The sequence below is a fragment of the Myxococcus sp. AS-1-15 genome, assembly GCF_020037055.1.
Classification (GTDB): Bacteria; Myxococcota; Myxococcia; order Myxococcales; family Myxococcaceae; genus Myxococcus; species Myxococcus fulvus.
On sequence record NZ_JAIQDF010000002.1, the window covers coordinates 300,909 to 314,153 of the forward strand.

Annotated in this window: 15 protein-coding genes; 7 read left to right on the forward strand and 8 right to left on the reverse strand. The window is 70.9% G+C overall.

Annotation, left to right across the window (positions count from 1 at the left end):
* Positions 1-52: 52 nt before the first annotated feature.
* The 4 genes from K8625_RS06855 to K8625_RS06870 all read left to right on the forward strand — a co-directional run bounded on the left by K8625_RS06855 (position 53) and on the right by K8625_RS06870 (position 3,591).
* A complete protein-coding gene (locus tag K8625_RS06855) occupies positions 53-1,360 on the forward strand; it encodes a prolipoprotein diacylglyceryl transferase (protein ID WP_223782224.1) in 1,308 nt (435 codons plus the stop codon).
* A gap of 41 nt (positions 1,361-1,401) precedes the next feature.
* Positions 1,402-2,517 (forward strand): MXAN_5187 C-terminal domain-containing protein, encoded by a 1,116-nt coding sequence (locus K8625_RS06860; RefSeq protein WP_223782225.1) that lies wholly within the window; start codon positions 1,402-1,404, stop codon positions 2,515-2,517.
* Positions 2,518-2,528: 11 nt separating this feature from the next.
* On the forward strand, positions 2,529-3,032 hold the full coding sequence (locus tag K8625_RS06865; protein WP_046710569.1) for an HAD family hydrolase: 504 nt from the start codon (positions 2,529-2,531) through the stop codon (positions 3,030-3,032).
* 178 nt (positions 3,033-3,210) lie between these two features.
* Complete coding sequence (locus K8625_RS06870; RefSeq protein ID WP_046710570.1) at positions 3,211-3,591, forward strand: lipoprotein; 381 nt, start codon at positions 3,211-3,213, stop codon at positions 3,589-3,591.
* Between the two features lie 7 nt (positions 3,592-3,598).
* Here K8625_RS06870 and K8625_RS06875 read toward each other — a convergent pair whose 3' ends face one another.
* The 5 genes from K8625_RS06875 to K8625_RS06895 form a co-directional block, all read right to left on the reverse strand.
* On the reverse strand, positions 3,599-4,321 hold the full coding sequence (locus tag K8625_RS06875; RefSeq protein WP_223751418.1) for a LytTR family DNA-binding domain-containing protein: 723 nt from the start codon (positions 4,319-4,321) through the stop codon (positions 3,599-3,601).
* Positions 4,318-5,388, reverse strand: coding sequence for a sensor histidine kinase (locus tag K8625_RS06880; RefSeq protein ID WP_223782226.1), 1,071 nt, complete (start codon positions 5,386-5,388; stop codon positions 4,318-4,320). Before K8625_RS06880 ends, K8625_RS06875 begins: the two co-directional genes overlap by 4 nt.
* Positions 5,389-5,452: 64 nt before the next feature.
* The gene (locus K8625_RS06885; protein ID WP_223782227.1) at positions 5,453-6,367 is read right to left on the reverse strand and encodes an alpha/beta fold hydrolase; all 915 of its coding nucleotides are present in this window, start codon (positions 6,365-6,367) and stop codon (positions 5,453-5,455) included.
* A 136-nt stretch (positions 6,368-6,503) separates the two neighbouring features.
* On the reverse strand, positions 6,504-6,947 hold the full coding sequence (locus K8625_RS06890; RefSeq protein WP_223782228.1) for an NADAR family protein: 444 nt from the start codon (positions 6,945-6,947) through the stop codon (positions 6,504-6,506).
* A 24-nt stretch (positions 6,948-6,971) separates the two neighbouring features.
* Positions 6,972-7,616 (reverse strand): protein phosphatase 2C domain-containing protein, encoded by a 645-nt coding sequence (locus K8625_RS06895; protein WP_223782229.1) that lies wholly within the window; start codon positions 7,614-7,616, stop codon positions 6,972-6,974.
* A gap of 180 nt (positions 7,617-7,796) precedes the next feature.
* Between K8625_RS06895 and K8625_RS06900 the strand changes: the two genes are divergently transcribed.
* Both K8625_RS06900 and K8625_RS06905 read left to right on the forward strand, forming a co-directional pair.
* On the forward strand, positions 7,797-8,048 hold the full coding sequence (locus K8625_RS06900) for a hypothetical protein (protein WP_141331850.1): 252 nt from the start codon (positions 7,797-7,799) through the stop codon (positions 8,046-8,048).
* Positions 8,048-8,953, forward strand: a complete 906-nt coding sequence (locus K8625_RS06905) for a tetratricopeptide repeat protein (RefSeq protein ID WP_223751414.1) — start codon at positions 8,048-8,050, stop codon at positions 8,951-8,953. Before K8625_RS06900 ends, K8625_RS06905 begins: the two co-directional genes overlap by 1 nt.
* Positions 8,954-8,962: 9 nt before the next feature.
* On the opposite strand, the gene K8625_RS06910 is transcribed toward K8625_RS06905, so the two are convergent.
* The 3 genes from K8625_RS06910 to K8625_RS06920 form a co-directional block, all read right to left on the reverse strand.
* The gene (locus tag K8625_RS06910) at positions 8,963-9,886 is read right to left on the reverse strand and encodes a hypothetical protein (RefSeq protein ID WP_223782230.1); all 924 of its coding nucleotides are present in this window, start codon (positions 9,884-9,886) and stop codon (positions 8,963-8,965) included.
* A 28-nt stretch (positions 9,887-9,914) separates the two neighbouring features.
* The gene (gene mgtE, locus K8625_RS06915) at positions 9,915-11,246 is read right to left on the reverse strand and encodes a magnesium transporter (protein WP_223751412.1); all 1,332 of its coding nucleotides are present in this window, start codon (positions 11,244-11,246) and stop codon (positions 9,915-9,917) included.
* 181 nt (positions 11,247-11,427) lie between these two features.
* Complete coding sequence (locus K8625_RS06920) at positions 11,428-12,795, reverse strand: hypothetical protein (RefSeq protein WP_223782231.1); 1,368 nt, start codon at positions 12,793-12,795, stop codon at positions 11,428-11,430.
* 226 nt (positions 12,796-13,021) lie between these two features.
* Between K8625_RS06920 and K8625_RS06925 the strand changes: the two genes are divergently transcribed.
* Positions 13,022-13,174, forward strand: coding sequence for a hypothetical protein (locus K8625_RS06925; protein ID WP_170300441.1), 153 nt, complete (start codon positions 13,022-13,024; stop codon positions 13,172-13,174).
* Positions 13,175-13,245 lie beyond the last annotated feature (71 nt).

The following is a 13,245-nucleotide window of genomic DNA, read 5'->3' on the forward strand; positions in this document are numbered from 1 at the left end:
GGGTAGCCTCCCGAGCGCTCACGCCGCCCCTCTCGTCCGCCGGCAGGTCTCCATGCTCCCCGTCCTCTTCCGCCTCACCTTCACCAGCCTGTGGGCGCAGTTGCTGCTGTACGCCCTCGCCGTGGGCACGGTGGGCTACATCGCCTTCAACGGGTGGCGCGGCGCGGTGGGGGAGGTGGACCCGAAGACGGGCACGCGCAAGGCGGTGGTGCTCGCGGACCGGCTCCTGCGCGCGGCGGGCTTCGGCCTCGCGGGTGCGGGGCTGGCGTGGTTCGGCCTCAAGTACGCGCTGCCGGAGGGCGCCTTCCCCGGTGGAAAGGGCGAGGGCATCCCCCTGCACACCTACGGCGTGCTGCTCGCCACGGGCTTCATGACGGCGGTGACGGTGGCCGGGCGGCTGGCGCGGGACGAGTGGCGCAGGGTCGAGCTCGTTGATGGCCAGTGGGTGGACGTGGAGGGGCCCAAAAAGCGCGAGCAGGTGATGGACCTGGCCTTCTGGGTGCTCATCGGCGGCATCGGCGGCAGCCGGCTGCTCTTCGTGCTGGTCAACTGGAAGGACTACTCGCGCGACTGGACGCAGGCGTTGTCGCTGGGCGGCGGGCTTGTCTTCTACGGAGGGCTCATCGGCGCGGCGGTGGCGGCGTGGTTCTTCGCGCGCGCCCATGGCATGGACTTCCTGCGGCTGGCGGACGTGTGCATCCCCACCGTGTCGCTGGGACAGTGCCTGGGGCGGCTGGGCTGCTTCAGCGCGGGCTGCTGCTGGGGCGACGTGGCACCGGCCCACTCCGCGGCGGCGGTGCACTTCCCGGGCTCGGGGCTGGCGCAGGACCTGTTCGGCCAGGTGGGCAATGCCTCCAGCCTCGCGTACACCTCCCAGCTCGACGACACGCGCTTCGTCGTGGAGGCGACAGGCCAGATTCTGCACCAGGCCGCGCCGGACGCCGTGCGCATCTCCGACTGGGTGGCCCAGCACGGACACACCCTGGGCGTCTACCCCACCCAGCTCTTCGAGTCCCTGGGGCAGCTCGTCCTCTTCGTGGCGCTGCTGTACGTCCGCCGCTTGCGCCGCTTCCACGGGCACATCTTCGCGCTGTGGCTGATGGCCTACGCGGTGCTGCGCACCACCGTGGAGCTGTTCCGCGGGGACGTGGAGCGCGGGACGCTGCACGGCCTGCTCGAGTCGCTGGGGGCCCAGGGGCTGGCGGACGCGGTGCCGTTGGAGGCCTGGTTCAACATTTCCACCAGCCAGTCCATCTCCCTGTGCATGTTCGCCCTCGGGGCGACGCTGCTCTACCAGAAGGGGCGACGAGGGGCGGGCGAGGCGGCGGGCGAGGCCGGACCGACACCGTCGGCGGCGTGAGGTTGATCCCCGGACGCCGGTTGGGGACACTCTGAGACGTCATGCCGCCCCCCGACGCCCGACAGTCCGCCGCGAAGTCCCCCGCCACGAAGGCCCCGGCGGACACCAGCTCCAGCGAGGCCGTCCTTCATGAGTGCGAGGCGCTGGAGGCGGAGCTGGCCGCGCTGCGCAACCTCTTCGAGCAGTACTTCCTGGGCAACGAGCGCAACCCGCCCACGCGCGCCCACGAGGACTTCAAGAAGCGGGTGAACAAGCTGAAGACGTCGTTCATCCGCAGCACCGCGGCCAAGTTCCGCGTGGGCAGCATCCACAGCAAGTTCCTCACGTACGAGCGGCTGTGGGTGCGCACGCTGCAGGAAATCGAAGCGGGCACGTACAAGCGCGACCTGTTCAAGGCCCGGCGTCGCGCGGAGGTGCGCGGAGGCTCGGCGAACAAGGACGCGAAGAAGGGCGTCGTCGAGCTGCCGGAGGACATCTCCGACATGGACTTCGAGGAGGTGGAGGAGGTGCTCCGCCCGCGCCCCGTCAACGAGCCACCCCTGGCCGCGGCCATCGCCGCCGCGGCGGCCGCCGCCTCCACGCCTTCCGCCGGGGGCACGCCCTTCCGTGGCACGCCCGCGGTGGCCAGCGCCTCGGCGGCGCCGAGCGTGGCGCCGGTGGCCGCCCCCGCCGGGTCGCGCGGAGGCATCCCGGGAATCGCCCCGCTGACGCCCGCCGTGGCGCCGGTGACGGGGACGCCCGCGCGCGGACTGCCCACGGTGACGTCGCCGCTCGCGGGCACGCCCGCGCGAGGCTCGGCCGCGGTTCCTCCGGGCATGGCCGCGAAGCCCGCGGGGACCCCCGTGCCGGTGGCACGTCCCTCGGCGGCGCCGGTCGCGGCGTCCAGGCCCGCGGCGCCCGTGGCCTCGGCGGCGCCCAAGCCCGCGGCGGCGGGAGGCGGCGGCATGTCGGACGACAAGCTGCGCGCCGTGTACGACGCGTACGTCACCGCGAAGCGGCGCTGCCAGGAGGACACCTCGAAGATGTCCTACGAGTCGGTGGCCGCCACGCTGCGCAAGCAGGTGCCGGAGCTGCTCAAGCAGCACAACGCCAAGGCGGTGGAGTTCAAGGTCGTCATCAAGGACGGCAAGGCCTCGCTCAAGGCCGTGCCGAAGTAGGCGCCTTCGCGATGAATCAGGACCTGGAATCGCTCAAGACGCGCGTGTCGCGTCTGTCGGTGATGATTTTCGACATCGACGGGACGCTCACGGACGGGCGCATCTTCTGGGTGCCCAACTCCGGCTGGACGCAGATGTACAGCGTGCGCGACGGCATGGGCATCAAGCGCCTGCAGGAGGTGGGCATCGAGGTGGCCGCCATCTCCGGGGGCGACAGCCTGTCCGCGCAGATGCGGATGCAGTCGCTGGGCCTCAAGCACGTGCACTTCGGCAGCCAGGACAAGGTCGCGCACTTCGAGAAGCTGCTCGCGCTGCTGAACGTCTCCGCGGACCGGTGTGGCTACATGGGGGACGAGGTGGTGGACCTGCCGCTGCTCAAGGCGGTGGGCTTCTCCTCCGCGCCGCCCGAGGCCCCTGACGAGGTCCGCGCCCAGGTGCACTACGTCGCACAGAAGCCCGCGGGCTTCGGCGCCGCGCGCGAGGTGTGCGAGTTCATCCTGCGGCACCGCTCGTAGCACCTGTCCGTCCCTCGAATTCCTCCAATCCACGCCTGGGTGCGGCGAATCGTCGGCTCCTGAAAAGTCGACGGGGTCGCTTGCCCGCACGGGTTGTCGCGTCATGGGGCCCTCCCTACCTTGGGCTTCGCACATGAGGCCGCTGGCCGGCGCGAGACACGTGGGAGGCGATGTGGGGATGCAGAGGTGGCTCGGGCTGTCGGTGGTGGTGGGCCTCGTGATGACGACGGGGTGCTCGACGCCGTCTGAAGAATCTCGGGAGCGGCTCGCGGTGCTGGAGGCGGAGGCCGAGGAGCTGGACGCGGTGCTGGACAATGTCGAGGAGCGACTGCTCGGCAACCAGGCCATGCTCCAGACGTGGCAGGAGCTGGGGCGTCGTCATCAGGAGGTGACGCAGCTGCACTGCCAGACGTCGGAGCCGCACATCCTGGCGCGCATGAAGCACTACGAGAAGATGGAGGAGCGCGGACGCCAGACGCGCCGCCGCAACAGCGTGGCGGCGGTGGACCCGGTGCTCACCTCCGGCAAGTCGTCCAAGTCGCAGCACGGCGCCAACTGACGCGCGCTCACAGGCTCATGCGCTCGCGGAAGCGTTGGGACTGACGGCGTGACATCTCTATCTCCGGGCCTCCGCGAAGGCGCGCCACCAGCGTGCCGCCGGGGCCCGGCTCCAGGGTGTCGACGAAGTCCAGGTTGATGAGGTGCTGTCGACTCGCGCGGAAGAACCGCGCGGGGTCCAGCTTCTCCTCCAGGTAGCTCAACGAGCGCAAGAGCAGCGGCTGATGTCCCGCCAGGTGCAGCCGTGAGTAGTTGCCCTCGGACGTGATGAGCGGGACCTGCGAGAGCTGCACGAGCCAGCAGCGCTCGCCCTCCTTCACGAACACGCGCTCCAGCGGCGCTCCCGGGGCCCGCGTCGGCTCGGACGCGCGCTCCGTCTGTCGGCTGCGCTGCCGGACCCGCTCCAGCGCCTCGGTGAGTCGCTCCGCTTCGATGGGCTTGAGCAGGTAGTCGAGCGCGTTGACGGAGAAGGCGCGCACGGCGTGCGCATCGAACGCGGTGGTGAAGATGACGTCGGGAGGTTCGTCGAGCCGGGCGAGTACGTCGAAGCCGCTGCCTCCCGGCATCTGGATGTCGAGCAGGAGCAGGTCTGGCTCCAGCGACTCCACCTGACGACAGGCGTCGTCCACGTGGGTGGCCTCGCCCACGACTTCGACGTCGGGGAATGCGGCGAGCAGTCGGCGCAGCTCCGCGCGGGCCAGGCGTTCATCGTCGACGATGAGGACTCTCATGAGGGCAGGGGGATGCGGACGCGCGCGGTGGTGAGGGCGGCCCCGCTCTGGTCGAGCTGGAGTGACGCGGTGGTGCCGCACAGCAGCCGCAGCCGCTCGCTCGCGTTGTGGAGTCCCACGCCGCCGGAGTGGGGCGCGGGAGGTGTGCCGACGGGCGCGGGGGTGTTGGCCACCTCGAGGAGGAGTGAGCCCTCGCGCACGTGGGCCTGCACCGTCACCGCGCCGCCCTCGGGCGAAGGGGCGATGCCGTGCTTGATGGCGTTCTCCACCAGCGTCTGCACCAGCATCGCGGGCACGGGTACGGCGAGCGCCTCGGGTGACACGTCCTCGCGCACGTGGAGCCGCTCCTCCAGGCGGATGGCCTCCAGGCTCAGGTAGTCACGCACCACCTGGAGCTCCCGCCCGAGCGGCACCGTCTCCGCGTCCTTCGAGGCGAGCGCGTAGCGCAGCAGCGAGGACAGGTGGGTCACCGCCTGCTGGGCGCGGGCGGGGTCCTCGACGATGAGGGCCCGGACGCTGTTGAGGCAGTTGAAGAGGAAGTGCGGCTGGAGCTGGGCCTTGAGGAAGCGCAGCTCCGAGGTCTGCGAGGCGATGTGTTGCTGCAGCCGTTCGTGCTCCGCGGTGCGCGCGCGCTCCACGAAGTGGACCGCGAAGTACGTCAGGAGCCACATCATCATGACCACGGACCAGAAGGCTCCGCCGAAGATGACGTTCGTGAGCGAGAAGTCCTCGAACCCCTGGATGCGGAACACGAAGCGGGACAGGACGTGGGCCACCACGGACTGGGTGGCCCCCATCGCCAGGCAGACGAGCAGCACGCGGGGCGTGAGGCGGGACAGGGACAGCCGGGCCCACTCCCGGAAGCCGAGCCGGACCCGGGCGACGTGCGTGATGAGCACGCCCGAGAGGCTCATCGCGACGAGCCAGAGCATCCTGCGCGCGAACTGCTCATCGGGCCGCTGCATCATCACGACGGACAGCACGGACAGCACGGCATTGATGAGGGCATACAGGCCCCAGCCGCCCGCCTGGCAGGCGGCGTAGACCCGGGCGCGTCGGGATGACATGCGTGCTCCTGCCGTCATGAAGACCTCGAGTCCATCATGCTTCAGCGGTGGGACTCCACGCGCGTCAGCGGGCGTGCTCGTTCAGGAAGCCGTCGAGCGTGGTGAAGAAGCCCTCGGGGTCGTCCCACATGATGAAGTGCCGGGCCGTGTCGTGCATGACGACACGCGCGGTGGACAGGCCCTGGTACTGGCCGCGATAGAGCGCCTCGATGTTCTCGCGAGGGACGCTGCCCTTGAGCGCGGCCCACGAGCCGAAGACGAAGGTGGGCGCGGTGATGCGCGGCAGTTCCGGGCGCAGGTCGGTGGTGGACATCTCGTACATGGCCTGTGCGATGGTCTCCGCGTCGGAGGCGACGCCCCATCGGACGCCGACCTCGCGCCGAGCCTCGTCGGTGGCGTAGATGCGCATCGCCTGTTGAGAGGCCTGCGTGCGCTGCTCCAGCGTCTGCTGGCGCACGTGGGCGCGGCCCTGCTCGGCGAACGGTCGGGCGGTCTCGACGGTGGCGCCGGGGTACATGAGGGCGGGCAGGAAGGGCACGCTGTCCACGATGAAGAGTCCGCCCACCAGGTCGGGCGCCTCGGCGGCCAGCGAGAGCGCCAGCACGCCGCCCAGGCTGTGTCCGACGATGATGGGCTTCTCGAGCTTGTGCTCACGGATGTACGCGATGAGCGCCGTGCGCATGGTGGCGAAGAAGGGCGCGGGGATGGCGGGCTGACCGGCGAAGCCGGCGAGCGTGAAGACGTGGCTGTCGTAGCCGCCCTTCAGGTGGGCCACCGTCTCGTCCCACACCGCGCCGGACGAGGCGAGGCCGGGGATGAACAGGACAGGGCGTCCCTTGCCGGAGCGCTTCACCTGGAATGCGGCCGGGGCGGCGGGCGCGCTGGCGGCCGCGGCGGTGGTGGAGGGGCTGGAGGTGGTGGCGCAGCCGACGAGCAGACAGAGGGTGCAGAGCGCGGTCAAAAGTGGCGTGGGACGCATGGACCTTCCTCGGGTGACGGACGCCGCGGGAGGCGCGGTGTCGGACGAGGAGAAAGGTACGCCCCGGAATCGTGCTCGCTCCGGATACTCCATGAGCGGTCCGTCCCGGGGATGAGCGGTGGGCAGCGGGGACGTGCTACCGCGCGCGGAGCTCCTCGCGAATCTCCATGAGGATGCGGCCGAGCATGTTCTTTCCGCTGCCGTCTCCGCCGTCGCCCCAGTAGCCATCCTGGTCCGTGTGCTCGACGAGCCGTGCGTCACCCGTGTCCAGGAGCAACCGGGCCAGGTCCTCGTGCTGGGTGAACTTGGCGCGCACGGCCTCGCGCATGACGGAGACCTTGATGGACTCCCAGTCCCGACGGAGCTTGCGCTTGCGGTCGCGCCCCATGCGCGCGGCGAGCATGGGCGTGCGCGCCTGACGGAGGGACTCCTGGTCCTCGGGGGACTCGAACTTCCGGGCCTGGAAGTAGTGCTCGCTGGTGGGCCACGTCCTGCCGCCGAGCTTGATGGGGTAGGGCGCGAAGTTCGAGCACCAGCCATGTGCGTCGGTGACGCTGTAGAAACGGATGACCTCGCTCATGGGTGTCCCACCAGTGCCAGGACTTCAGGACCGCGAGACACTCGGACGGCACAGGACGAGGCCCACGTCATCCGGGAGCGCGCCGCTCGCGAGTCGAGGCAGCGCGGCCAGCGCGAGCGCCACGGCCTGCACGTCGGCGAGGCCTACCTGCTCCTGGATGCGACGCAGGTCGACGTACTTGAACAACCCATCTGACGCGACGAGGAGCGTGCCGCCTCGCCACGCGTGCTCGAAGGCGACGGGCCGGGCGCCACCGCTGCCGAGCAGGGGCTTGCGGTGTTGATGCTCCGTGAGCGCGTGCGCCTGCTCGCCCTGGAACCACCACAGCTCCGAGTCCCCCACGCTGGCGCCCTCCACGCGTCGCGGAGTGACACAGGCGACCACGGCGGTGGTTTCACCTCCCTGCCCCGAGGACACCAGCTCCGCGTCGCACCGCTCCAGTACGGCGCGCCAGGTCTCCGCGCGCTCCAGTCCGGCCCCGGACGCCACGGCATCCTGGACCCCACGGAGCACCGCCTCCGCTGCCTCCGCACCACGACGTGAGTTCCCCGCGCCATCCGCCACCACCAGCACCGTCGCGTCACCGTGCGTCAGCGCCAGCACCCGGTCCGCACCCGGTTTGCCGTTGCTCGCCGGTTCCACATGCAAGGCCGTCTCGAATTCGCCCATGTGTCGCTCTTTTGGGAGTGCCAACAGGCGTCATGACCCGCGTCATGGCGGGTACTTCATGACACGCTCGCTTTCCAGACTTCACCCCCTGTGGAGCCGGGTCGCAAGGGATTCCGCTGGGCAGGCGAGCGGGCACACCGGTCCGTGACGACGTGGTCGAATCCAGGTAGAACCGCCGCCGTGACACGCACCGCGCACACGGTCCTCGCAGCCCTCGGGGCGGGGTTGCTGGGATGCAACGACCTGGAGGTCTGTGGCTCGACGTCCCAGGACGTCACCCGTGATGACGGGAGCGTCTATCGGTGTGTCACCTCCGAGGACTGTCCGCGGACCTCCCGTGTCGATGTGTGCGTCACCGACGTCTCGCCCATCGCCGAGTGCGTGAGCTGCGTGGAGTCGCGCTGCGTCACCATCATCCCGGAGAAGTGCTAGTGCGGACGCTGCGACTGTCGCTCGTGGTGCTGGCCCTGGCGGGTGCCGGGTGTCGCGACAAGCCGGTGGACCACCTGCAGCGCGCTCGCGACGCCACCTTCGAGAAGCGACCGGATGAGGCGCTCGTCGAGTACCGCAAGGCCTTCGACATGTTGCGCCACGACAGCACGCCGGAGGCGCTCGTCCTGCGTGCCCGCTCGCTCAAGGGCGCCGCGGACGTCTACTGGCTGGAGCAGCGCAAGGTGAAGGAGGCCGTGGGCGTCTACCGCGAGCTCATCCAGCAGTGCCCCGAGTCCCCCGAGGCGCTCGAGGCCCGCATCATCCTGGCGGAGCTGTTGCGCGTGCACTACCGCGACCTGCGCGGCGCCATCGACCAGCTCACCGCGGCGCTGCAGCGCAACCCGCCGCAGGGCGCGGAGCTGCACTACCAGGTGGCCAAGCTCTACTTCGAGCTGGGTGACTATCAGCAGTGCGAGCTGGAGACGCGCCGCCTCGTCGAGCGCTTCGCCACCAGCGTCTTCGTGGACGACACGCTGTTCCTCCAGGCCCAGGCCATCGCGATGATGGAGGGCCGTCGGCAGGAGGCCTCGCGCGCCTTCGCGGACCTGCGCACGCGCTTCCCGGACTCGGAGCTGTCCCCGCACGCGCTCTTCGAGATGGGCAAGCTGCGCTCGGACGCCGGCGAGCACGAGAAGGCCATCGAGACGTGGGTGGAGACGCTGAAGACGCATCCCGACCCCACGCTGGTGCAGGACTACATCGCCCGCGCCCGCAAGCGCATCGCCAACACCACCGCCGAGGGTGTGGGCCAGCGCGAGGTGGCGTTCGACCGCGCCCGTCCCGCGCGTTCCTCGCTCGAGGCCGTGGGCGGCAGGCCCGAAGAAGCCGCGCACGAGCACGACTGACCGGCGCCGCTACGCCGGGACGTCCAGCACCGCTTCCAAGAGGGGCGCCGCCACGGACGGGTCATCCGCGTCCGCCACCAGCAGCAGGTGCACGCGTCCACCCTCCACGCGCGCGTCCACGCCCTCCAGCTTCACCTTCGCGTCGACGACGTCCAGGAACAGCGGCGTCCCATCCGGCGCCAGCAGGCCCACCGCGGAGCCCGCCACCGCGCCGTCCGAATAGGTATCCGGCGAGGCCTCCGCCGTCGCGGTGAAGATCATCCGTCCATCGGGCAGGGGCGAGGCGTCCGTGAAGGACAGCCGCACGCCGCCCGTGCGGCCCAGCTCCCAGCGCAGCGTGGTGCGCACCACCTCCGGCCCCAGCGCGCCCACCTCGATGGCGCGCATCGCGCGCTCCCGGTCCAGGTCCACCAGCGCATCCACGCCCGCGTCGCCGTTGCCCCGCTGGAGCAGCCGCAGCCGTCCACCCACCATCGCCGCGCCCTCGATGTTGAGCGAGCCCAGCTCCCGCGAGAGCTGCTGGTACATCGTCGCGCAGTCCACCGTCCGGACCTCGCCCGTGAGCGAGCCATCCGCGCCCAGCGTCACCAGCGCCCCGCGCATGCGCGCCGAGGTGGAGCCCGAGGGCAGCGCCAGCAGGGCCCCATGAGGCGCACCCGCCAGGGGACCCAGCAGACAGAGCGCCTCCAGGTCCGGCTTGGCCGCCTTGCGTGCGGCGGGCTCCTCGGGCAGCTCACCTTCGAACAGTCGCGACAGCCGCCCCGGTGCATCCCCGCGCGCGGGGAACGTCGCCAGGTGCAGCGAGTCATCCGCGACGACGTGCAGCCAGTCTCCGACGCGCACCAGGCCGCTGGCGGCGCTGACATGCGCGGGGAGGCCCGGGGACTCGGGGGCCTCCAGGGTGAGGGTGCGCCGTGGGGTGGTGCGAATCATGGCCGGGCTCCCGTCGCGGCAGGCGCGTTCAGAGCAGCGTACCGCGCAGCAGGAGGCTGGCGACGGTGAAGTAGATGACGACGCCGCTGACGTCCACCAGTGTGGCGACGAAGGGCGCCGAGGCGCTCGCGGGGTCGAAGCCGAAGCGGCGCAGCACCAGGGGCAGCATGGAGCCCGCGAGCGTTCCGAACGTCACCACGCCCAGCACGGACAGCGCCACCGCGCAGCCCAGCAGGAACGCGTGCTCGCCATACGCGCCGGACACCTCCTGCCACACGACGATGCGCGCCAGGCCCACCGCGCCCAGCACGAAGCCCAGCACCAGGCCGGACAGCACCTCGCGCCGCGCCACGCGCCACCAGTCCTTCAGCCGCATCTCGCCCAGGGCGAGCGCGCGGATGATGAGCGTGGAGGCCTGGCTGCCGGAGTTGCCGCCGGAGGAGATGATGAGCGGCACGAAGAGGCTGAGCACCACCGCGCGCTCAATCGCACCCTCGAAGCTGCTCATGGCGGTGGCGGTGAGCATCTGCCCGAGGAAGAGCACCAGCAGCCAGCCGATGCGCTTCTTGAGCATCCCGAAGAAGCCGACCTCGAAGTAGGGGGCCTCGAGGGCCTCCATGCCGCCGACCTTCTGGATGTCCTCGGTGGCCTCTTCCTGGACGACGTCGACGATGTCGTCCACCGTGACGATGCCCTTCATCCGGTTCTGCTCGTCGAGCACGGGCAGCGCCATGAAGCCGTGCTCGGTGAACAGCTGGCTCACCACTTCCTGGTCCGTGTTCTCCGACACCGTGACGACGTCGTGCTGCATGACGTCCGCGACCTTCTTGTCGCTGGCGGCCTGGAAGAGCTGGCGCAAGGACAGCACGCCCTGCAGGCGCTGCTCGGCGTCCAGCGCGTACGCGTAGTAGACGGTCTCCACCTTCTCGCGCGCCTGCTTGCGCAGGTAGCCGATGGCCTCGTCGATGGTCATCTCCGGCCGCACGCGCGCGAAGCGCGGGTTCATCAGACCACCGGCGTCGTCCTCCGCGTACGCGAGCAGGACGTTGACCTCTCGACGGCTGGCGTCGTCCAGCTGCGCGAGGATGGCGTCCGCCTGCCCCGGCTCCACCGCCACCGCCTGCACCAGGTCCGCCAGGTCGTCCGGCGGCAACAGACGCACCCAGGTGCGCCGCTCGCTGGCGGGCAGGTGGGTGATGAGCTCCGCCTGTTCGCGCGCGGACAGGTCGAGGAAGAAGTCGTCCGCCACCGACGTCGGCAGGAGCCGGAAGCCCTCCAGGCGCTCGTCGATGGAGAGCACCGGCCACACCTCATGGAGCTCCTCCACGGAGAGGGAAGCGCTCTGAGGGCTGTCCATCATGGGGCTCGCCTCGGCTGGTGTACGCGCGCGGCCAGTCGCGACGCGCCGGCCTCTCTACACCCGCACGGCGAGCGCGGCGAGAGGCAGGCAACCATCCCCGCGCGCTTTTTCCACGGACGTCACCGCCTCGCGTGGAAAGCTCGCCCGTGTGGGCTCCAAGGGAGGGTCTCGGCGGGGCCTCTCAGGGCCAGGCCTGCTCGTAGACGGTGGTGAAACCTCCGAGGGGACGCGAATCGCCACTCCAGTGGAAGCGGGGGGAGGTGTCGCGAGAGCCCTCGGAGAGGGGGAAGTGGGTGGGCAGCAGCTCCAGCCCGAGCACGGGCTGTCCGCTCAGCCGACGGGGCTGGGACAGGCGGGGCTCCCCGGTGGTGGAGTAGAGGGTGGGCACGGTGGGGCCCAGGTGGAGGAACGCCTCGGTGACCCCCAGCGACAGCTCCAGGCCGAGCGCGCCGTCCTGCTCCAGTCGGCCTCCCTCGAGTGTCCATCGGTAGAGCGTCCGCTCGGGGAACAGGGGCTGGGCGGAGCCGAGCAGGGTCCACAGGGCGCCGTCTTCCAGGCCCACGGGGCGGCCTCGCAGCGGCGCGCAGGGCTCGTCCGTCACCGGCAGGAGGCTGCCCTCGACGGAGGGCTCGAAGGGGCAGGCCTGGCTGTCCTGTGCGCCACGGAGCATCGACAGGACGAGGACGCGCCGCGCCGACGCGCGCACGAGCAGCCCCGTCGACTGGTCCCTCCCGAAGCGCCCCGGAGTCGCCGTCCCCCACCAGGGCGTGGACGGTGGCGCGGTGAGCACCCCGGCGTCGGTGAGCACGAAGCGGTGGAGCCGTTCGCTGTCGAGCACCACCAACTCGTTCTCCGAGGCCAGTCGCGCCTGGAGGGGCCGGGTGCCCAGCGCGTCCGTGAGCAGCGAGTCCGTGAGCTCCAGCTCGGTGCCGGTGTCCACGTAGCGGCGCACGCGCCCGTCTCCCACCACCCAGACGACGTTGCCGGAGACGGAGACGTCGGCGGGGGTGGTGGCGGTGCCCAGGCGCAGCGGGCGGTCCTCGGCGCCGCGCACGGCCACGCCATCACACAGCCACAGGCCTCGCGCGGTGCGGTCCAGCTGACCGCACCTGGGCAGCGGCAGGGTGACGGGCGTGGGGCTTCCACGCCACGCGCCGGCCACATGGACGCCGAGCTGGCGCACGCCGCCCACGGGCGCGAAGGAGAGCAGGACGTGGTGACGTCCCACGGAGGTGGGAGTGAAGCTCACCGTGGCCTCGCCGCCCATGTCGCTCAGGGAGACTTCCGCGGGGACCCGGTGGTTCTCCGGGTCCAGCACCTCGGCGGTGGCGGTGTCGGGGGCCTGGGCGGGACTGCCGTTGTCGCAGGCCAGCATCAGGGTGGCGACGTCCATCCGCAGCGAGGCGGCGGTGCCCAGGGGGACCACCACCGGGTCGCGGGTGAACAGCCCCGTCGCGGGGCTCACGGTGCACAGGGGCGCCTGGTCGTCCGCCGAGCAACCGACGCTGGCGAGCACCGCGGCCAGGGTGAGGGGGAGGGAGGTCTTCATCCAGCGGCCATCTCACCCGACGTCCGAGCCTCCCCCGGCCAGGGAGCGCTGCGACGCGGGCTTCCACGAACCTCATAGCGCGAACGGGGGACGCGGTCAGCCCTGCTTCCGGGGTGGGTGTCACCTCGTGGATGCCCGGGGCTCTGGCGCGTGACGGGATGGGAATCACTCGCATGTCAGGGATGAAATATCCGCGCGTCTCTTTTCGCTGAAAGGAGCGGTGACCATGACGACGGCGAACCTGACGAGCCCGATGAACCCCGAGATCCTGAACGACACTGTCAGCGGCATCGATGCGCTCGCGCCCGCCGCGCTACGTCCCGCTCCTCTTCCCGCCCTGCTGGGCGATGCCGCCGGCGGTCGACCGCCCGGAACCTGAGACCCCAGGCCCGTCCCCTCGAGGACGTGGCCGAAGGTACCAGGGCCGGGCTCCCCTCGAGGGAACCCGGC

Coding starts and splice junctions, on each gene's coding strand:
- K8625_RS06855 (WP_223782224.1), top strand. CDS start 53: ATGCTCCCCGTCCTCTTCCGCCTCACCTTCACCAGCCTGTGGGCGCAG.
- K8625_RS06860 (WP_223782225.1), top strand. CDS start 1,402: ATGCCGCCCCCCGACGCCCGACAGTCCGCCGCGAAGTCCCCCGCCACG.
- K8625_RS06865 (WP_046710569.1), top strand. CDS start 2,529: ATGAATCAGGACCTGGAATCGCTCAAGACGCGCGTGTCGCGTCTGTCG.
- K8625_RS06870 (WP_046710570.1), top strand. CDS start 3,211: ATGCAGAGGTGGCTCGGGCTGTCGGTGGTGGTGGGCCTCGTGATGACG.
- K8625_RS06875 (WP_223751418.1), bottom strand. CDS start 4,321: ATGAGAGTCCTCATCGTCGACGATGAACGCCTGGCCCGCGCGGAGCTG.
- K8625_RS06880 (WP_223782226.1), bottom strand. CDS start 5,388: ATGTCATCCCGACGCGCCCGGGTCTACGCCGCCTGCCAGGCGGGCGGC.
- K8625_RS06885 (WP_223782227.1), bottom strand. CDS start 6,367: ATGCGTCCCACGCCACTTTTGACCGCGCTCTGCACCCTCTGTCTGCTC.
- K8625_RS06890 (WP_223782228.1), bottom strand. CDS start 6,947: ATGAGCGAGGTCATCCGTTTCTACAGCGTCACCGACGCACATGGCTGG.
- K8625_RS06895 (WP_223782229.1), bottom strand. CDS start 7,616: ATGGGCGAATTCGAGACGGCCTTGCATGTGGAACCGGCGAGCAACGGC.
- K8625_RS06910 (WP_223782230.1), bottom strand. CDS start 9,886: ATGATTCGCACCACCCCACGGCGCACCCTCACCCTGGAGGCCCCCGAG.
- mgtE (WP_223751412.1), bottom strand. CDS start 11,246: ATGATGGACAGCCCTCAGAGCGCTTCCCTCTCCGTGGAGGAGCTCCAT.
- K8625_RS06920 (WP_223782231.1), bottom strand. CDS start 12,795: ATGAAGACCTCCCTCCCCCTCACCCTGGCCGCGGTGCTCGCCAGCGTC.
- K8625_RS06925 (WP_170300441.1), top strand. CDS start 13,022: ATGACGACGGCGAACCTGACGAGCCCGATGAACCCCGAGATCCTGAAC.